This is a genomic window from uncultured Tenacibaculum sp. (assembly GCF_947499065.1).
Classification (GTDB): domain Bacteria; phylum Bacteroidota; class Bacteroidia; order Flavobacteriales; family Flavobacteriaceae; genus Polaribacter.
Genome location: NZ_CANMMT010000005.1, coordinates 172,887 through 193,544 on the forward strand (window position 1 = coordinate 172,887; position 20,658 = coordinate 193,544).

At 33.4% G+C, this 20,658-nt stretch carries 17 protein-coding genes; 7 read left to right on the top strand and 10 right to left on the bottom strand.

The features are described 5' to 3' along the window. Positions 1 to 72: 72 nt before the first annotated feature. Genes Q0958_RS12245 through Q0958_RS12280 form a run of 8 tightly spaced genes read right to left on the bottom strand, consistent with a single transcriptional unit; the run spans position 73 to position 7,579 of the window. A complete protein-coding gene (locus tag Q0958_RS12245; protein ID WP_299123465.1) occupies positions 73 to 1,146 on the bottom strand; it encodes a M20 family metallo-hydrolase in 1,074 nt (357 codons plus the stop codon). Further along, positions 1,143 to 1,922 carry an acetylglutamate kinase gene (argB, locus tag Q0958_RS12250; protein WP_299123469.1) on the bottom strand — a complete coding sequence of 260 codons (780 nt, stop codon included), beginning with the start codon at positions 1,920 to 1,922 and terminating at the stop codon, positions 1,143 to 1,145. Before argB ends, Q0958_RS12245 begins: the two co-directional genes overlap by 4 nt. Further along, on the bottom strand, positions 1,919 to 2,860 hold the full coding sequence (locus tag Q0958_RS12255; protein WP_299123473.1) for an acetylornithine carbamoyltransferase: 942 nt from the start codon (positions 2,858 to 2,860) through the stop codon (positions 1,919 to 1,921). The genes argB and Q0958_RS12255 overlap by 4 nt, the downstream gene beginning before the upstream one ends. Further along, the gene (locus tag Q0958_RS12260; RefSeq protein ID WP_299123477.1) at positions 2,857 to 3,993 is read right to left on the bottom strand and encodes an aminotransferase class III-fold pyridoxal phosphate-dependent enzyme; all 1,137 of its coding nucleotides are present in this window, start codon (positions 3,991 to 3,993) and stop codon (positions 2,857 to 2,859) included. The genes Q0958_RS12255 and Q0958_RS12260 overlap by 4 nt, the downstream gene beginning before the upstream one ends. After that, on the bottom strand, positions 3,990 to 4,790 hold the full coding sequence (gene proC / locus Q0958_RS12265; RefSeq protein ID WP_299123481.1) for a pyrroline-5-carboxylate reductase: 801 nt from the start codon (positions 4,788 to 4,790) through the stop codon (positions 3,990 to 3,992). Before proC ends, Q0958_RS12260 begins: the two co-directional genes overlap by 4 nt. Before the next feature lie 17 nt (positions 4,791 to 4,807). After that, the gene (gene argC / locus Q0958_RS12270; RefSeq protein ID WP_299123483.1) at positions 4,808 to 5,785 is read right to left on the bottom strand and encodes an N-acetyl-gamma-glutamyl-phosphate reductase; all 978 of its coding nucleotides are present in this window, start codon (positions 5,783 to 5,785) and stop codon (positions 4,808 to 4,810) included. A gap of 4 nt (positions 5,786 to 5,789) precedes the next feature. Next, complete coding sequence (locus tag Q0958_RS12275; RefSeq protein WP_299123486.1) at positions 5,790 to 6,968, bottom strand: argininosuccinate synthase domain-containing protein; 1,179 nt, start codon at positions 6,966 to 6,968, stop codon at positions 5,790 to 5,792. Then, positions 6,965 to 7,579, bottom strand: coding sequence for a GNAT family N-acetyltransferase (locus tag Q0958_RS12280; protein ID WP_299123489.1), 615 nt, complete (start codon positions 7,577 to 7,579; stop codon positions 6,965 to 6,967). The genes Q0958_RS12275 and Q0958_RS12280 overlap by 4 nt, the downstream gene beginning before the upstream one ends. Before the next feature lie 809 nt (positions 7,580 to 8,388). On the opposite strand from Q0958_RS12280, the gene Q0958_RS12285 reads away from it, so the two are divergent. From Q0958_RS12285 to ilvA, 6 genes are all read left to right on the top strand, one after another. Then, positions 8,389 to 9,276, top strand: a complete 888-nt coding sequence (locus tag Q0958_RS12285; protein WP_299123492.1) for a branched-chain amino acid transaminase — start codon at positions 8,389 to 8,391, stop codon at positions 9,274 to 9,276. Position 9,277: 1 nt separating this feature from the next. Beyond that, entirely contained in the window at positions 9,278 to 10,954 is a 1,677-nt protein-coding gene (ilvD, locus tag Q0958_RS12290) for a dihydroxy-acid dehydratase (RefSeq protein ID WP_299123495.1), read from the top strand. An 11-nt stretch (positions 10,955 to 10,965) separates the two neighbouring features. After that, on the top strand, positions 10,966 to 12,699 hold the full coding sequence (ilvB, locus tag Q0958_RS12295; protein WP_299123500.1) for a biosynthetic-type acetolactate synthase large subunit: 1,734 nt from the start codon (positions 10,966 to 10,968) through the stop codon (positions 12,697 to 12,699). A 2-nt stretch (positions 12,700 to 12,701) separates the two neighbouring features. After that, the gene (gene ilvN / locus Q0958_RS12300) at positions 12,702 to 13,238 is read left to right on the top strand and encodes an acetolactate synthase small subunit (RefSeq protein ID WP_175578670.1); all 537 of its coding nucleotides are present in this window, start codon (positions 12,702 to 12,704) and stop codon (positions 13,236 to 13,238) included. A 225-nt stretch (positions 13,239 to 13,463) separates the two neighbouring features. Beyond that, on the top strand, positions 13,464 to 14,969 hold the full coding sequence (ilvC, locus tag Q0958_RS12305) for a ketol-acid reductoisomerase (protein ID WP_299123504.1): 1,506 nt from the start codon (positions 13,464 to 13,466) through the stop codon (positions 14,967 to 14,969). 4 nt (positions 14,970 to 14,973) lie between these two features. After that, the gene (ilvA, locus tag Q0958_RS12310; RefSeq protein ID WP_299123506.1) at positions 14,974 to 16,236 is read left to right on the top strand and encodes a threonine ammonia-lyase IlvA; all 1,263 of its coding nucleotides are present in this window, start codon (positions 14,974 to 14,976) and stop codon (positions 16,234 to 16,236) included. Here the strand turns inward: ilvA and Q0958_RS12315 are convergent. Together Q0958_RS12315 and Q0958_RS12320 are read right to left on the bottom strand one after the other, a co-directional pair. Next, complete coding sequence (locus tag Q0958_RS12315) at positions 16,233 to 17,411, bottom strand: aspartate aminotransferase family protein (protein WP_299123508.1); 1,179 nt, start codon at positions 17,409 to 17,411, stop codon at positions 16,233 to 16,235. The genes ilvA and Q0958_RS12315 overlap by 4 nt on opposite strands. 14 nt (positions 17,412 to 17,425) lie before the next feature. Continuing rightward, the gene (locus tag Q0958_RS12320; RefSeq protein ID WP_299123510.1) at positions 17,426 to 19,054 is read right to left on the bottom strand and encodes an OstA-like protein; all 1,629 of its coding nucleotides are present in this window, start codon (positions 19,052 to 19,054) and stop codon (positions 17,426 to 17,428) included. Between the two features lie 137 nt (positions 19,055 to 19,191). Between Q0958_RS12320 and Q0958_RS12325 the strand changes: the two genes are divergently transcribed. Beyond that, positions 19,192 to 20,628 (top strand): aspartate aminotransferase family protein, encoded by a 1,437-nt coding sequence (locus tag Q0958_RS12325; protein WP_299123512.1) that lies wholly within the window; start codon positions 19,192 to 19,194, stop codon positions 20,626 to 20,628. Positions 20,629 to 20,658 lie beyond the last annotated feature (30 nt).

The window sequence follows — 20,658 nt, forward strand, 5'->3', positions numbered from 1 at the left end:
TTTAGTTGTTAGTCTTTAGTGAAAGTTGTTTTCACGTTTCGAGTCTTTTATCTTTTGTCTAACATCTCTAATCTAACTACTCAATACTCTCCCCAACAACTCTACATACAATTCAATCCCTTCTTCAATTTCATGAAGATAAATAAATTCATCAGCGGTATGGGAACGCTTACTATCTCCAGGACCTAGTTTTAAAGAAGGACAACTCAATACAGATTGATCAGAAAGCGTAGGAGAGCCATAAGTAGTTCGACCTAAGGAAATTCCAGCTTGAACCAAATCGTGATGCATAGGAATGGAAGAAGAATTTAAATGCGTACTACGAGGAACAATACTATGACAAGGCGCTTCTTTTTGAAGTAAATCGACAATTTCCTGATTCGTGTACTGGTCGTTTACACGAACATCTACCACTAAGGAAACTTCGGCAGGTACAGCATTGTGTTGTTTTCCTGCATTGATTTGAGTTACCGTCATTTTTACAGGACCTAAGACCTCAGAAGTTTTTTCAAATTCATAGTTTTTAAACCATTGTAACACATCTATACTATTATAAATAGCATTGTTGGTGTTAGGATGAGCAGCATGACTCGGAGTTCCTTTTACAATAGCATCAAAAACAACCAAACCTTTTTCGGCAATGGCCAGTTGCATTTGCGTAGGTTCGCCAACAATAGCCACAGCAATTTCCGGAATAATGGATAACATACTATTTAATCCGTTAGCTCCGCTGCTTTCTTCTTCAGCAGAGCCTACAAATACCAAGTTATAGGCTAAGTTTTCCTGGGCATAAAAATGAGTGAAAGTAGCCAATAATGAAACTAAACATCCACCAGCATCGTTGCTTCCTAAACCGTATAGTTTGCCGTCTTCAACTAGTGCTTCAAACGGTTTTTTGGTATAGCCTTTATTCGGTTTTACCGTATCGTGATGTGAGTTAAGCAATAAACTTGGCTTTTGTGCATCGAAATGCTGGTTTACTGCCCAAACATTGTGTTGGTTTCTTTGAAATGGTATGTGATGGTTAACAAACCAATTTTCAAGCAAGGCAGCAGTAACATCTTCTTTAGAAGAAAAAGAAGGTGTTTCAATTAGCTTTTTTAAAAGCTCAATGGCTTCAGTGGTTAATATATCTAGTGTTTTCATGAAGCTTGTATGGTAGTAAATTTAGAATTTTGTTTGTATAGCATGGCAGGTTTTCCAAGACATACTTTATGTACTTGATGATCTATAGCATAGAAACAATTGTTTAGTTTAGGCAACATCCCATTGACTATTATTTGCTGTGATAGTAAGTCTTGGTAAGTTTCTTTAGTAAGGTGTTCTATCACAGAATCGTCATTTTCTACATTGATTAATACTCCGTTTTTTTCAAAACAGTAATAGAGTTCCGTTTGATACTGTTGTGCAAACCCTATGGCTAACTCAGCTGCTATGGTATCTGCATTGGTATTTAACAATTGTCCTTCTGTAGAATGTGTAATGGCACAAAAAACAGGCGTAATATGCTGTGCTAACAAGCTTTCTAAAACAGCGGTGTTTACTTTAACCACATCCCCCACAAAACCATAATCAATCTCTTTTACTGGTCTTTTTACTGAAAGAATCGTATTTCCATCTGCTCCCGTAAAACCAAGAGCATTGCAGGTATTCTTTTGGAGTGTTGTAACTATGTTCTTATTGATTTTTCCTGCATATACCATGGTAATTAGGTCTAAGGTTTGAGTATCGGTAATTCTTCTCCCATCGGTCATTTGTACCTTAATATTCATTTGTTCGGCAAGCTTGGTTGCTAGTTTACCTCCTCCATGTACCAGTATTTTCGGACCTTCTATGGTTGAAAAGTGATACAAAAAGTCGTCCAAGGCTTTTGGGTCGTCAATAATATTGCCGCCTATTTTTATTATTTTAAGTGTTTTCATGAGGATAGGTTTTCTATAATTTTCTTCAATACTATCTGAGCTGCATAGGTTCTGTTATTGGCTTGTTGTATAACCACAGAAGCATCACTATCTAACACAGCATCTTCTACAATTACATTTCTTCTTACGGGCAAACAGTGCATAAATTTGGCGTTGCCTAAAGTTTCTTTGTTAAGCATCCAATTGGAATCTTCCGAAAGTATTTTTCCGTATTCTGAATAACTACTCCAGTTCTTTACATAAACAAAATCAGCATCTTGTAAGGCTTTTTGTTGATTGTATTCAATGGGAATACCTTTAGTTATTTGAGGATTCAATTCATAACCTTCAGGATGTGTGATGGAAAAATCAATGTCTATTTCCGACATCATTTTTACAAAAGAATTGGCAACTGAATGAGGCAATGCTTTGGGATGTGGTGCCCAAGACAATACTACTTTTGGTTTTTGTATGGTTTTCAACTCTTCAATAGTAATGGCATCAGCCAAGGCCTGTAGTGGATGTGCAACTGCACTTTCCATATTAATTACAGGAACAGTGGCATACTTTACAAAACTATTGAGGACTAAGTCGCTACTGTCTATTGCTTTATCTTTTAATGAAGGAAAAGCTCTTACTGCAATAACATCAGCATATTGAGAAACTACTTGTGCAGCTTCTTTGATATGTTCAGCAGTATTGAAATTCATCATAGTTCCGTCTTCAAACTCAAGTTTCCAAGAATCGTTTACGTTTAATACCATTACATCCATCCCTAAGTTCTTGGCTGCTTTTTCGGTACTTAATCGCGTTCTTAAACTTGCATTAAAAAATAGCATAACCAAGGTTTTATGCTTTCCAATGCTTGCATATTGATACGGGTTTTTCTTTAAAGCAATGGCTTCTTGAATGGTATTTGGAATACTTTCAAGGTCTTTTATGTTGGTATATTTTTTCATGATTGTTTGTTTAACTCGGTTATCAGTCCTTCAAAAAAGAAATCGACCTGTGGTTCTTTCAAGGTTAATGGTGGAAGGATTCTTAATAAATTCGGATTCTTGGCACTTCCTGTAAAGATGTGTTGCTTAAAGATGAGGTTCTTTCGTAAGTTTGCTATCGGAAAATCGAATTCGAGTCCTAACATTAAGCCTCTTCCTTTTAGCTTTTTTATTTGAGGAATTGTCGCTGCTTTTTGTTGAAAGTAGGCTGAAATATGCTTGGCATTTTCTAATAATTGTTCTTGTTCTAAAACAGTTAAAACACTTAACGAAGCTGCGCAGGCTAAATGATTACCACCAAAAGTAGTTCCCAACAAACCATAAGATGCTTTAATACTTGGGTGAATTAAGATACCGCCAATAGGAAATCCATTTCCCATTCCTTTTGCCATAGAAATAATATCGGGTTGGATTCCGTGTTTTTGAAAGGCAAAGAAATCACCAGTTCTTCCAAACCCCGATTGTACTTCGTCTGCAATCAATACTGTTTGATACTTTTTACATAAGTCAGCCAAACCTTGGTAAAATGTTGTAGAGCTTTCGTCTAAACCACCAACTCCTTGAATACATTCAATAATAACAGCACATACATCGTCTTTTTGTAATGCTTTTTCTACGGCTGTTAAATCACCCAATTGGCAAAATTCGACTTCTTGCTGTGCGTTGATAGGTGCTACAATCCTAGTGTTATCAGTAGCAGCAACAGCAGCTGAGGTTCTTCCGTGAAAAGAGTTTGAGAAGGAAAGAATTTTCTTTTTACCCGTATGAAAGGAAGCTAGCTTTAAGGCATTTTCATTAGCTTCGGCTCCCGAATTGCATAAAAACAATTGGTAATCCTTACAATTAGCTTGTTGTGTTAATTTCTTAGCCAAAGCTTCTTGTAATGGATTCTGAATAGAATTGCTATAAAACCCTAAATCGCTTAATTGTTTTCTAATGTTTTGTACATAAGTAGGATGGGAGTGCCCAATAGAAATAACAGCATGCCCTCCGTATAAGTCTAAATATTCGGTACCGTTTTTATCGTATACAAAAACATCTGCTGCTTTTACAGGGGTAATGTCAAACAAAGGATATACATTAAATAAACTCATAATTGTTCCGATTTTATAGTGTTAATTTTTTGGTAGGATGCCACCATTCCTTGGATAAGTGATGAACTTAATCCTTGGTGTTCCATTTCATTCAGTCCCTCAATAGTGCAGCCTTTAGGAGTAGTTACTTTGTCTATTTCTTGCTCTGGATGATTGCCATTGGTAATTAGTAAGCTAGAAGCTCCTTCGCAGGTATGCATGGCTAGTTCCTGTGCTTCATGAGCATCAAAACCAAGTTGAATAGCAGCTTGAGTAGTAGCTCTAATCATTCGCATCCAAAAAGCAATACCACTAGCACAAACTACCGTGGCTGCTTGCATTTGCGATTCTGGTATGATAATAGAAGTTCCTAGTTTGTTAAAAATAGTCTCCGCAGTACTTATTTTTTCTAATCCTTTAGAATTTCCACATAAACATGTCATCGATTTTCCTACGGCAATAGCTGTATTCGGCATAGCCCTGATGATGCTGTTTTCAGTTCCTATAATTTCTTCAATCTTAGCAATTGAAAAACCTGTAATAGTAGAAATAATCAGATGATGTGATTTTAATTCTGGTTTTATTTCTGCTAATATCTTTGTTAAATGTGCTGGTTGTACAGCTAAAAGAATAATGTCTGAATTTTGGATTGCTTCTGTATTATTACTTGTTAAGAAGACATTGTCAATAGCCTCAAACTCTTTAAGAACCGTTATGTTTCTTTTGGTTAAGTATAAACTACTAATTGCTTTTGTATTAATAAGTCCTTTTGCAATAGATTTACCTAAGTTTCCTGTACCTATAATTGCTATTTTCATGTGTTTGTGTTTTGTTGTTAAAAGAAGTTTGCTTTTAGTTGTAATCCTTCAGATTCCTCAAAACCAAATAGTAAGTTCATGTTTTGAATGGCTTGTCCTGAAGCTCCTTTTAATAGATTATCAATAATGCTTGTAATCAAAAGTTTGTTGTTGTGTTTGTGTAAGTGAATCAAACATTTATTGGTGTTTACTACTTGCTTTAAGTGTATTAGATTTTCGGAAACAAAAGTGAATGGAGCTTCTTTGTAATATTCCTGATACATAGCTTTTGCATCTTCCAAACTTCCTTCAAAATAGGTGTAAGCTGTGGCGAAAATTCCTCTTGAAAAGTCACCTCTGTTAGGCATGAATACGAGTTCATTATCAAAACTAGTTTGTAAGATTTTGATAGACTCAGTAATTTCTCCTAAATGCTGATGTGTAAAAGGTTTGTAATAGGAGAAGTTATTATCTCTCCAAGTAAAATGAGTAGTTGGAGATAGAGAAGTTCCTGCTCCTGTAGCTCCTGTTACTGCATTAATATGTACATCTTTACTAAGTAATCCTGATTTAGCCAATGGCAATAAAGCGAGTTGAATTGCTGTTGCAAAGCAGCCTGGGTTTGCAATGTTTTTGGCCTTTTGAATGTTTTCTTTTTGTAATTCTGGTAAACCATAAACAAATTCTCTCTCTTGAAAAGCTTTGTCTTTAACTAACCTGAAATCGTTTCCTAAATCAATGATTTTAGTCTTATTAGAAAAGAAATGACTTTCTAAAAACTTCTTAGAATTTCCGTGTCCCAAGCATAAAAATAACACATCTACTTTTGGATTGATGGTATCTGTAAATTCCATGGTTAAAGAACCTTCCAAATCTTGATGAACAGCACTAATTTTATTTCCTGCATTGGATGTACTGTATACAAAGTTCAATGTAGCCTTTGGATGTTGTAGTAATAATCTAATTAGTTCACCCGCGGTATAACCTGCACCTCCTATAATTCCTACTTGTATCATGTTGTTAAGAATTTACTTGTTGATATATTTTATTCTGATTTCCTAAGATTTTGATAAATCCTTTGGCTTCGTCTGAAGTCCAGCTATTATTTTCCTCACCATAACTACCAAACTTTGGGTTCATCAAATCGTGTTTAGAGCTAATACCATCTAATTGAAAATGATAAGGTTTTAAGGTTACGAACACGTCGCCTGTTACTTTTTCTTGACTACTGCTTAAAAAAGCTTCAATATTTCTCATTACAGGATCTAAATAATGTCCTTCGTGTAAATGCATTCCATAAAAGCTAGCCATGTATTCCTTATGTTGTAATTGCCATTTGGTTAAGGTGTGCTTTTCTAACAAGTGATGCGCTTTGATAATTATCAAGGCAGCCGCAGCTTCAAAACCAACACGCCCTTTAATTCCTACAATGGTATCACCTACATGAATATCTCTACCAATGGCATAAGAACTCGCAAGCTTGTTTAGTTTTTGTATGTTGTTTTCAGGAGTGTCGTTAATAGAGTTTAAGCTTATAAATTCCCCTTTCTTAAAACTTAGTTTTATTGTTTCTTCTCCTGTTTTTTCTAATTGAGAAGGATAGGCTTGTTCTGGTAATGCTTTATGAGATGTTAAGGTTTCGTCGCCACCAACACTGGTTCCCCAAAGTCCTTTGTTTATAGAGTATTTTGCTTTTTCCCAAGAGAGTTCAATACCATTGTCTTTTAAATATTGAATTTCTTCTTGCCTCGATAATTGTTGTTCCCTAATTGGGGTTATAATTTTGATTTCTGGAGCAATGGTTTGGAAAATCATATCAAATCTTACTTGATCGTTTCCTGCACCAGTACTACCATGTGCAATATATTGTGCTCCGATACTTTTAGCATAATTAGCAATTTCAATTGCTTGAACTATTCTTTCTGCACTAACTGATAAAGGATAGGTGTTATTTTTTAATATATTTCCAAAAATGAGATACTTAACTACTTTTTTATAAAAGGTAGAAATGGCATCAATATTTTGATAGGTTGAAACGTCCATTTTGTAGGCATTGGTTTCAATAGTTGTAATTTCTTTTTGTGTAAAACCTCCTGTGTTTATACTAACCGCATGTACTTCGTATCCAGCTTTAGATAAGCTAATAGCACAATAAGAAGTATCTAATCCTCCGCTATATGCAATGACTAATTTTTTCATTTTTTATCTTTTTTTAAATAGATGCTTTCTTTAATTCTCTTTAATCTTTGAAACACCTTTTCTTTGATTTTTACCTTGTTATTATTTGTTGTTGATGGATTGTATAGCATGCCCGTACACAAGCACATTTGTTGTTTTGTTCGCTGTAAAACATCGTAGTTTTTGCAAGTCTGACAGCCTTTCCAGAAGGAAGTATCATTGGTTAATTCTGAAAAAGTAACGGGTTTGTAGCCTAAGTCGCTATTTAATTTCATCACAGCCAATCCCGTAGTAATAGAGAAGATTTTAGCATTTGGAAACTTAGTTCTAGAGTGTTTAAAAACAGTTGCTTTAATTTTTTTAGCAAGTCCAATTCCTCTGTAATCTGGATGAACAATTAATCCAGAATTGGCTACAAACTTACCGTGGCTCCATGCTTCGATATAGCAAAAGCCAGCAAACTTATCGCCATCTAAGGCAATAACAGCATTGTTGTTTTCTAGTTTAGTAATGATGTATTCAGGTTTACGTTTAGCAATACCTGTACCTCTAACTTGGGCAGCCTCATCAATTGTTCGACAAATGATATCGGCATACTTTGCATGCGATTTATCAGCAATAACAATTTTCATTGTTCTTGATTTTAAATTAAAAATGATTGTAAAATGGATTGTTTTGAAAAGAAGAACCGGACTCACCTAGGTTCAATAACCGACTAACACCCTGACGGGCGACGGCGGAAAATAGGGCGTACAACAACTGGGCTATTCGAAAGAATAACTATAGGAAAAACAGATATGTAGTTGAAATTGTACAAGAAATAAAAAATAAAAATTACGTATATAGGGTATGGTTTGTTAGCTTTTAGCGGCGGCGGCGAAAGCGAACAAATGTACTGGGAACAGTACTACGTATTTTATTTTTTAAATAATTCATGCCACAAACATATAAAATAATTTTTATTTTTTTTGAAATAAATTTGGATAATTAAAAAAATATTATAGATATTTGTAACATAGAACGAATGAATAAACATTTTTTAAATATCATCTCTATTATTGTCGTTGTGATTATTTCACAAGGATAAATGGGACGCGTTTAAATTATAATGTAGTATAAGAAAAGGCTTCCTAATTTAGGAAGCCTTTTCTAGTTAACAAAAATATGAGTAGAAACTTAAATATTATAGTAGTATTAATTATTGTCATTATTAGCTCACCGCCGAGTTGATACAGATAATTATTGCTATATAAGAAAGCCTGTGTCAATTTAGATGCAGGCTTTTTTTTGTGCTGAATATTAGAGTTTTAAACATGTAATTAATTAAAAATCAATCAAATGAGTTTTAAATCCGTCAAGTAGATATCATTAAATCACAAAAAAATAAGAATTAACTAAAAAGACAATAAAATAATTTCGAACAGCAAAACAACTAAAAACAATGTATTACAAAGAGGATAGTATCATTTTTTATAACGGAAAATTTATCAAAGCATCGGAGGCTACAGAGAATCCATATAGCCAAAGCTTACATTATGGAAACGGAGTTTTTGAAGGAATAAGAGCTTATAACACTCCGAACGGTACAAGAATTTTTAAATCGGAAGCCCATTATAAACGTTTAAAATATGGAGCTGAAGTAATGAATATTCAGTTCAACTATACAGAAGAAGAGCTTACTAAAATAACATATGAATTGTTAGAAAGAAACGGGCTGAAAGATGCATATATACGTCCATTAATCACTACTGGAGCCGATATGAGTTTGGTAACTTCTAATGAAACGAATTTAATTATTCAGTGCTGGGAGTGGGGAAAATATATGGGAGATAAGTTATTGCGTGTTAAAACATCTTCGTTTCAAAGACCGAATCCAAAAGCATGTTTTGTAGAGGCAAAGGTTACTGGACATTATATCAATTCTATTCTTTCAACCAATGAAGCTAAGCAAAATGGTTATGATGAAGCTTTGTTATTAGACATGAATGGAAATGTAGCTGAGTGTTCAGGAGCTAATATTTTTATGGAAAAGGATGGAAAGTTATATACGCCACCACGTGGACATATTATGGCGGGAATTACAAGGTCTACGGTTATAGAATTGTGTAAAGAAGAAGGTATTTCTATTGAAGAAAAGCACTTTACACTAGAAGAATTGAAAAATGCAGATGCATGTTTTTTTACAGGAACCGCTGCTGAAGTAGTAGGATTACAATCTCTAGATACTTATGAGTTTCCTCTTGCATGGGAAAAATCATACGGATATCAATTAATGAAATTATATAAAGACGAAGTACTAGGCTTACGTCAAAAAAGAAAAGCGAGTTAGAATGGAATTGAATAAATTCAGTAAGCAAGTTACACAAGACGATACACAACCAGCAGCACAAGCAATGTTGCACGCTATTGGTTTGTCAAAATCAGATTTACAAAAGCCACTAATTGGAATTGCAAGTACTGGTTATGAAGGGAATCCGTGTAATATGCATTTAAATGATTTAGCAAAGTTGGTAAAAGAGGGAACTCAAAATGCGGATTTAGTTGGACTAATTTTTAATACAATTGGAGTCTCAGATGGGATTTCTATGGGGACACCAGGAATGCGTTTTTCGCTACCATCGAGAGATGTAATTGCCGATTCTATGGAGACAGTAGTACAAGCTATGTCCTATGATGGCTTAGTAACAGTAGTAGGTTGCGATAAGAATATGCCGGGTGCTTTAATGGCAATGTTACGATTAAACAGACCGTCGGTTTTGGTATATGGAGGAACTATAGCCTCTGGATGTCATGAAGGAAAAAAGTTAGATGTAGTTTCTGCATTTGAGGCTTGGGGAGAGAAAGTAGCAGGGAAGATAAACAACGAAGAATATCAAAATGTTATAGAGAAAGCATGTCCAGGAGCTGGTGCTTGTGGAGGAATGTATACTGCAAATACTATGGCTTCTGCAATTGAAGCTTTAGGAATGAGTTTACCATACAATTCGTCAAATCCAGCCATTAGTAAAAACAAAGAAGATGAATGTGTAAAGGCAGGAGAGGCTTTACGTGTTTTATTAGAAAAAGATATTAAACCATCAGATATTGTTACTAAAAAATCAATGGAAAATGCGATTCGTTTGGTAACAGTTATGGGAGGTTCAACCAATGCTGTATTACACTTTTTAGCAATAGCAAAAGCCGCAAATGTTGAGTTTACGCTGAAAGATTTTCAACGTATTTCAGATGAAACTCCATTCCTTGCAGATTTAAAACCAAGTGGAAAATACTTGATGGAAGATGTGCATCGGGTAGGAGGAATTCCAGCGGTGCTTAAGTATTTATTAAAGAAAGGATTATTGCATGGTGATTGCTTAACCGTAACAGGGAAAACATTAGCCGAAAATTTGGAAAGTGTACCAGATTTAACAGAAAATCAAGATGTAATCAAACCTTTAGATGCGCCTATAAAAGAAACAGGGCATCTTAGAATGTTATATGGGAACCTAGCAAAAGATGGTTCAGTAGCAAAAATAACAGGAAAAGAAGGATTGTTTTTTACAGGAAAAGCAAAAGTATTTGAAGGTGAGTATGCTGCAAATGATGGAATTCGAGATGGAAAAGTTACCAAAGGCGATGTTGTTGTTATTCGATATGAAGGTCCTAAAGGCGGACCAGGTATGCCAGAAATGTTAAAACCAACTGCAGCTATAATGGGAGCAGGGTTAGGAAAAGATGTTGCTTTAATTACCGATGGACGTTTCTCTGGAGGAACACATGGTTTTGTTGTTGGACACATTACTCCAGAAGCACAAGACGGAGGAGTAATTGCATTGGTAAAAGATGGAGATACCATTTCGATTAATGCAGAGAATAACTCAATTACTCTTGAAGTTTCAGAAGCAGAATTAGAAGAAAGAAAACAACAATGGAAAGCACCTGAATTAAAAGTAAACAGAGGTGTTTTATATAAATACGCTAAAACAGTTTCATCAGCATCTAAAGGATGTGTAACCGATGAATTTTAATACCTGAAGTTATGACCACAAAAACAAAAAAACAATCATTAACACAAACAAAACAGCAGTTGCATATTTCAGGAGCAGAAGCTGTGGTAAGATGTTTATTAGAAGAAGGAGCAGATTTGATTTATGGATATCCGGGTGGGGCAATTATGCCTGTATATGATGAGTTGTTTAAGTATCAAGATAAAATACATCATGTACTTACACGTCATGAGCAAGGAGCTACACATGCTGCACAGGGGTATGCTAGAGCTACAGGGAAAGTTGGAGTAGCTATGGCTACTTCAGGCCCAGGGGCAACTAACTTGATAACTGGGATTGCCGATGCTCAAATAGACTCCACTCCAATGGTATGTATTACAGGACAGGTGGCAGAGCATTTATTAGGTTCGGATGCTTTTCAAGAAACAGACATTGTGGGTATTTCTACACCAGTTACTAAATGGAATTATCAGATAACAAAGGCATCAGAGATACCAGAAATATTTGCAAAAGCATTTTATATCGCTAAATCAGGGCGTCCAGGTCCTGTATTGATTGATATTACTAAGAATGCTCAATTTGATACATTCGATTTTGAGTATGAAAAATGTACCAATGTTCGAAGTTATAAAGCACAGCCCGAAGTAAGTTTAGAAGAAGTTAAGGAAGCTGCTACGTTGATTAATGCAGCTAAAAAACCTATGATAGTTTTCGGTCAAGGAGTTATTCTAGGAGAAGCTGAACAAGAATTTAAAACTTTTATTGAAAAAACTGGGATTCCATCGGCATGGACCATTTTAGGTTTATCGGCATTGCCAACAGAACACGAATTAAATGTTGGTATGGTTGGAATGCATGGGAATTATGCACCTAATAAATTAACCAATGAATGCGATTTATTAATTGCTGTAGGTATGCGATTTGACGATAGAGTTACAGGAAGTTTAGATACTTATGCTAAGCAGGCAAAGGTTATTCATTTTGAAATAGACCCAGCTGAAATTAACAAGAATGTTCAAGTTGATGTTGCGGTTTTAGGAGATGTAAAAGAAAGTTTAGCAGAGATATTACCATTTGTAAATCAAAACTCACATACAGAATGGTTGGAAGAATTTAATAAGCTAGAAGCTGTTGAATTTGATAAAGTGAAAAAAGACGACTTATTCCCAACTAAAGAAGGATTGACCATGGGAGAGGTTTTAAAAGAAATCAACAATGCTTCGGGAGGAGATGCTGTTATTGTTTCAGATGTTGGGCAACACCAGATGTTTGCATGTCGTTATGCAAAATTCAATAAAACTAAAAGTAATATTACTTCTGGAGGTTTGGGAACAATGGGATTTGCATTGCCAGCAGCTATTGGAGCAAAAATGGGAGTTCCGAATAGAGAAGTTGTTATGATTGCTGGCGATGGAGGTTACCAAATGACAATTCAAGAATTAGGTACCATTTTACAAACCAAAGCAGCCGTTAAAATAGTGGTTCTTAATAATGAATATTTAGGAATGGTACGTCAATGGCAACAATTGTTTTTTGACAAGCGATATGCATCAACAGAAATGACAAATCCAGATTTTGTTGCTATTGCTGAAGGGTATAGTATAAAAGCAAATAGAGTAACTAAAAGAGAAGACTTAGCTAAGTCAGTTCAAGAAATGATGGAATCTAAAGAAGCATATTTTTTAGAAGTATGTGTAGAAAAAGAAGATAATGTATTTCCAATGATACCAACAGGAGCCTCAGTTTCAGATATAAGATTAGAATAATTATGGAAAATAAGCAAACATTTACAGTTTCTGTATATACAGAAAATAACGTGGGATTATTGAATAGGATTTCAGGAATCTTTTTAAGAAGGCATATCAATATTGAAAGCATGAATATTTCTAAATCGGAGATAAAAAGTGTTTCAAGATTTACATTATTAGTCAAAGTAACCGAAGAGCAAATAAAGAAAATTATTGGTCAAATAGAAAAGCAAGTAGAGGTTATCAAGGCTTATTACCATACAGTTACGGATACAGTTTATCAAGAGTCTTGCTTGTTTAAGTTAAGCTCAGAATCTTTAATAGAAAACGATCATATTCAAACAATTATTAATAATAGTAAATCGAGAGTAATTAATATAAACAAAGATTTTTTTGTACTTGAAAAGTCAGGAACAAAAGAAGAAATAGAAGAGTTATATCATGCATTAGACAAGCATGGAATTATGCAGTTTGTTCGATCAGGACGTATTGCAATAACAAAAGATGAAATGAGAATTTCTAAATTATTAGAATCAGGAATTGAGAAAAGATATTAAAATACATTATACGATAAGATTCTAAATTAAGGAGAATATATAGGGAGTGTTTCATTTAAGTATTGAATAAAAAGAAACCAAGGTATACTAATAAAAGAGCATAAAGATTACTTTATATATTCTAAAGAATTAAACAACAAAATAAACGCAACAGATATTTTAAACGAAAACTTTTATCTGTTACAAAAAATAACATAAAAAGCGCAAGGCTAAAAACTATAAGTTATGGCAACAAATTATTTCAATACATTATCATTAGCAGGAAAATTAGAGCAACTTGCAAAATGTAGATTTATGGAAGCATCTGAGTTTTCAGAAGGAGTTAAAGCATTAGAAAATAAAAAAGTAGTCATTATAGGTTGTGGGGCTCAAGGTTTAAACCAAGGGTTAAATATGAGAGATTCAGGTTTAGATGTTTCTTATGCATTACGACCAGCAGCTATTGAAGAAAAGAGAGCTTCATATAAAAATGCCACTGAAAACAATTTTAATGTAGGTACGTTTGAAGAGTTAATTCCTAATGCTGATTTAGTATTGAATCTAACACCAGATAAGCAACACACAAGAGTTGTAAAAACGGTAATGCCTTTAATGAAAAAAGGAGCAACATTATCATATTCTCATGGATTTAATATTGTTGAAGAAGGGATGAAAATTCGTGAAGATTTAACAGTAATTATGGTGGCACCAAAATGTCCAGGGACAGAAGTAAGAGAGGAGTACAAAAGAGGTTTTGGAGTCCCAACATTAATAGCTGTACATCCAGAGAATGACCCTGAAAATAAAGGATGGGCACAGGCAAAAGCTTATGCAGTAGCAACAGGAGGAGATAAAGCAGGAGTTTTAGAGTCTTCTTTTGTGGCTGAAGTGAAATCGGATTTAATGGGAGAACAAACTATTTTATGTGGAGTGTTACAGACCGCTTCGATTTTATCTTTCGATAGAATGTTGGAAGAAGGAGTTGAACCAACTTATGCAGCAAAACTAATTCAATATGGTTGGGAAACTATTACCGAAGCTTTAAAGCACGGAGGAATTACCAATATGATGAATCGTTTGTCTAATCCTGCAAAAATGAAAGCATTTGAACTTTCAGAAGAGTTGAAAGAAATATTAAAGCCATTGTTTGATAAGCATATGGATGATATTATGTCAGGACATTTTTCAAAAACAATGATGGAAGATTGGGCTAATGATGATGTAAATCTATTATCATGGAGAGCAGCAACAGGAGAAACTGCTTTTGAAAAGACAGAAGCAACTGAGGTTGCAGTAAGTGAGCAAGAATATTTTGATCATGGTACTTTAATGGTTGCTTTTGTAAAAGCAGGAGTAGAGTTGGCTTTTGACACCATGGTTGCCTCAGGAATTAAAGAAGAATCGGCATACTATGAATCATTACATGAGTTACCGTTAATAGCAAATACTGTTGCAAGAAAGAAATTATATGAAATGAATCGAATTATTTCAGATACTGCTGAGTATGGATGTTATTTATTTGATCATGCAGCAAAACCGTTATTAGTTGATTTCATGAGTAAGGTTGATACTTCAGTAATAGGAAAACCATATACAAATTCTAATGAAGTAGATAACTTAGAATTAATTAGAGTTAATGAATCTATCCAAAGTCATCCAATTGAAAAAGTAGGTAAAACATTAAGAACGTCAATGACAGCAATGAAAGTAATCAGTCAAGAAGAAAAAAAGGAGGCAGTAGTTTTTCATTAAAAGTATGCAAGTAGAAACAAAATACAGACCAACGATAAAAGCTGTGGAAGAAGCAGTAGCTACATTAGAAGGTGTAGCTACTGTAACTCCATTGTTAAAAAACTTTATTTATTCTGAAAAGTATAAATCCTCTATTTATTTAAAAAGAGAAGATTTACAGCAAGTACGATCGTATAAAATAAGAGGAGCGTATAATAAGATTAGTTCAATATCGGAAGAAGAGCGTCGTAATGGAATTATTTGTGCAAGTGCTGGAAATCATGCACAAGGAGTTGCTTATGCTTGTAAAAAGTTGAAAATCCATGGTACTATTGTAATGCCATCTCCAACACCTAAACAAAAAGTAGAACAAGTTAAAATGTTTGGTGGTGATTATGTTGATATTGAATTGACTGGAGATACTTTTGATGATGCTTATAAACTTGCAAAACATGTATGCGATACGTTGGGGAAAACTTTTGTGCATCCATTTGATGATGAAAAAATTATTGAAGGACAAGCTACAGTTGGTTTAGAAATTATTAAACAGTTTGAAACTCCTATAGATTATGTGTTTGTTCCTGTTGGAGGAGGTGGATTGGCTTCTGGATTGTCGAGTGTTTTTAAACAATTATCACCAACAACCAAAATAATAGGAGTAGAACCAGAAGGAGCTCCTTCAATGAAAACATCTATTGTAGAAAATAAAAATGTACGATTAGATAAAATAGATAAGTTTATAGATGGTGCTGCTGTACAACAAGTAGGGAATTTAACTTTAGATATTTGTAAAGAGAATTTACACGATATGATTACAGTTCCTGAAGGAAAAGTATGTCAAACTATTTTAGATTTATATAACAAAGAGGCTATTGTAGTAGAACCTGCGGGAGCTTTGACTATTTCTGCGTTAGATTTTTATGCTGAAGAAATTAAAGGTAAAAATATAGTATGTGTAATTAGTGGTAGTAATAACGATATTACAAGGACAGCGGAGATTAAAGAGCGCGCTTTGTTGTATAACAAATTGAAACATTATTTTATTATACAGTTTCCTCAACGAGCTGGTGCTTTAAAAGAATTTGTAATTGACGTTTTAGGTAAAAATGACGATATAACCTATTTCGAATATTCTAAAAAAACAAGTAGAGAAAATGGTCCTGCTGTTGTTGGAATTGAATTAGAAAAAAAATCAGATTTAGCTCCATTAATTAAACGAATGAAATCGCGTAATTTTTATGGGGAATATTTAAATGATAAACCTAATTTGTTTGAATTTTTAGTTTAGAGATTATTCAATTCATTTAAAATAATATCACATCCTTCATTAATTTCTTCTTCAGATATAGTTAATGGAGGGGTGATTCTTATTGCAGAACCTTCAAAAAGTAACCAAAAAAGAATAACTCCTTTTTCTAAACAATTTAAAATAACTTTTGATGCATTTTCAGGAGAGTTAACTAATAAAGCTAACATTAATCCTCTTCCTCTAATTTCTTTGACAGCTGGATGATCTTTAAACTTATTTCGAATTAATTCTTCTTTCCTTAAGGTTTCTTCGATAAGTTTAGTAGAAGTTATTTCTTCAACAGTAGCTAATCCAGCGCTTGCAATAACAGGGTGTCCACCAAAAGTAGTAATATGTCCTAGTTTAGGGTTTTCTTTTAAACAATTCATAATATCATATGAAGAAATAAAAGCGCCTATTGGCATTCCACCACCAAGACCTTTACCCGTAATAATTATATCGGGCGTAACATTGTAATTTTCAAATCCCCAAAATTTTCCAGTACGTCCAATCCCAGTTTGGATTTCATCTAAGATTAATAAAGCTCCAACCTCTTCACAGCGTTGCTTAACTTTAGTTAAATAATCGTTTTTAGGCTCAATAAAACCGGCACCACCTTGAATGGTTTCTAAAATAACCCCAGCAGTGTGTTTCGTAATTTTATTTAAATCTAATTCATTGTTGAATTCTATAAATTTAACTCCAGGGATTAGAGGGCGAAAAGCTCTATTTTGTTGTTCGGCACCACAAACACTCATAGCTCCTTGTGTATTTCCGTGATACGCGTTTTTTGCTGAAATAATTTCGCTTCTTCCAGTAAATCTTTTGGCTAGTTTTAAAGCTCCTTCAGTAGCTTCGGTTCCAGAGTTAACAAGATAAATAGAGGAAAGAATTTCAGGTAATGTATTTGCTAAAGCTTTACATAAATCTAGCTGAGGTTTTTGTATAAACTCGCCATATACCATTACGTGAGTGTAAGAATCTAATTGATTTTTAATTGCTTGAGTAACTTTAGGATGACTGTGTCCTAAGCTATTCGCAGAAACACCAGCAACAAAGTCTAACATTTTTTTACCATCGCTATCGTAAATGTAACTTCCTTCTGCTTTAGAAATTTCAATAGCTAATGGGTGAGGTGTAGTTTGTCCCTGATATTTTAAAAAATCATTTCTCATTATATGTTTTGTAATTAGATATTTTTGATATCAATTTTTTTACTTTTCTTCTTTTTACTACTTTCTTTTATAAATTTTTCTCTAGCTTTTTTTACGTTTAAATTATTGCTACGTTTAAGTATTGTGGCTTTTTTACCTTTTACCCAAATATCTTCAACAGTTTTTGGTTGTTCATCTGCACGCCAAATAAATCCTTTAAACTTTTTTTCTTCAGAAGGAAATTCAGAAGGAGGGAAGGTTTTTCCTTCAGATTTTTTGAAATATTTAGTTTGCTCTATTTCATTGTCTTTTAAGGTAAATTCTATATCACTAGCAATTTCTTTCGTAATAGTTTCTAGCTTTTGAGTATCTTCATTTCTGTTATGATACAAGGATTCAGCATTTCCTTTAACAAGCATTAATCTTAAATCATTGTCCTTAAATTTTCCATATATATTTCGACCTTTAATTTGGTTAAAATCATCTTTTGATAATGAATCTTTTTGAACCATGAAAGCATTCTTTAATACTTTTAAAGAATCAAGTTTTTCGGTTTTTTTATTCATTAATATTTGAATGCTGTCTCCTGTAATTTGGTTTTTTCCAGACCATAAAATAGGATTTACAAACATTCGGGTTAAACCAGTTGTTTGACTTGTATGAATCGAATCACATTTACCTTGTAAATCAGATTTAAATATTTTTACATTATTGAAAATACGAGCAATTCTTTTTTCAGGTTTACCAGTCAGTAGTATTTTGTCACCAGCTACATACATAGAATCTTTATCTACAACTGTAATTGCTACAGGATTGTCTATAATAAAAAGAGAATCCTTTTTCTCATATAGTTCAGCGTAATTCCCTTTGGCTACCATGTTTTGAACCGTATCTATAACTTTTATTCGATTTGTTGCAGAAGCAAAGCCTTTGCGCTTGTCATAATACAAACTATCGGCTAATACAGTTCGTTCTTTTAAAAAGAGTTTAGCATTTTTTACAAAATAAGAAATATCAGTATTTGTGTCGTAAAATCCTCTTTCAGAATAAATTTTAGTACTGTCTTTTAAATTGGTAACAGTACTAGGTCCGTATAAGTAGGCTAAATTTGTATTGGTGTAATAATCTAAATGATCAGATTCTAAATTATTATCAGGATTTACGACTGTTACTTTTGTTTTTGCAGTAAATTTTTTGTCTTGTAAGAAATAAGTTCCTCTAGTACTCTTTAACGTATTTTTTTTATCACGAATAGTTCCTCCGCTTGGATAGAATAAGATTTGTTCTTTTCTGTCGAAATAAAGAGTATCCGTACTTAGTTTCATTTCTTTATCATTAATTTCGACATGTCCCCATGATTTTGCCATTTTAGTGTTTCCATTATATAAAGCAAAATCGCTGTATTGAATAATACTATCTCCTTGCTCAACAACCACATCTCCAACAGCTTTAAAGATGTTTTCTTTTTGATAAAATAATGCAAATTTAGATTCTAATGTAGCTCCTTCATGTTTCATCTTAACATTCCCAATTAATACCTTAGCACCAGGGTATTTTTCATCATCGGCAATTGTTTGATCAGTAGAAAGAATCTTAATTATTTTAGCTTGAGAATAACTTTCTATTGAAAACAGTATAAAGGTTAAAAGAAATAGTTTTTTCAAAATACAAAATTTAGAGGACAAAAATAATGAAAAGAACGTGCCATATTTCTTAATGAATGAATAAAATTATTAAGTAAAAAGCAACAGTGTCGTTTTTTTAATGGTTAATTTTGCAAAAACAATATAAAAAGAACCTTATGAGCGCCCATTTTGATTTATCTCTAGAAGAAATGAAATCTTATGGATATAAAATAGTAGACCTAATTGCTGAGCATTGGGATACCTTAAATGATAAAAAACCTGTTACTTCTGCTACTCGTGAAGAAATGGATAATCTGTTTTTACAAGAAGCACCTGATAAAGGAACAAATGCCAATGAAGTTTTAGATTTTGTGATGAATAATGTGATGACTTACAGTAATGTAATTTCGCACCCAAAATCATACTCTTTTGTTCCAGGTCCAAGTAACTTTATTAGTACTATGGCCGATAGTTTAGCAACTGGATTTAATGTGTTTTCTGGAGGATGGATTGTTTCTCCTGCTGCTGCTGAACTTGAAATAGTAACCATGAATTGGTTGTTGAAAATGTTTAATTTCCCTGTAAAAAAAGGAGGAGGGATTTTTACAAGTGGTGGTTCTATGGCAAATTTAACTGCTTTGGTTACTGCTCGTAGAATTAAATGTGGAGACGATTTTTCGAAGGCGGTAATTTATTTATCTGACCAAGCACATTCATCTAATATAAAAGCTATTCGAGTTTTAGGGTTTAAAAAAGAACAAATACGAATTTTACCAACCGATATTGAGTTTAGAATTAGTATTAACAAACTTAAAAATGCAATAGCTAAAGATAGGTTAGAAGGTTTACAACCTTTTTGCTTTATTGCTTCAGCAGGAACTACTAATACAGGAACTGTTGATCCTCTTGATGAGATAGCTGATATTTGTGAAGAAGAAAATTTATGGTTTCATATTGATGGAGCTTATGGAGGGGCAGCTATTTTATCTGAAAAAGGAGCAAAAGCTTTACGTGGAATAGAACGTGCAGATTCTTTGACAGTTGATCCTCATAAATGGTTTTATCAACCATATGAAATTGGATGTTTGTTGGTAAAAGATGCTTCTTGGTTGAGTAATACTTTTAGTGAGAAACCTGAATATTTAAGAGATATTGAAGGAAATGAATCTGAAATAAACTTTTATGATTACGGAGTTCAATTAACACGTAGATTCAGAGCTTTAAAGTTTTATATGTCGATAAAAACGTATGGACTAGATAAATTTAAAGAAGCAGTAACTTATAATATTCAGTTAGCTGATGATGTAGAAAAACTTTTACGTAAGAGCCGTAACTGGGAAATTATTTCACCAGCAACATTAGCGGTAATTAATTTTAGATATAATCCAATAGGTTTAAACTTTTCAGAGCCAGAAATTGACGCATTGAATCAAGAAATATCTAGAAGAGTAATGGAGTCTAAAGAAGCTCTTTTGGTAACTACTATTTTGAATAAACAAGTTGTATTACGAATGTGTTTAATAAATCCTAAAACAACAATGGATGATGTGAAAGAAACTTTGTTGTTATGTAATAAATTTGCCAAAGAGATTTTAGAAAGCAACAAAAAATAAAAAAGGAGTTCTGAAAAGAACTCCTTTTTG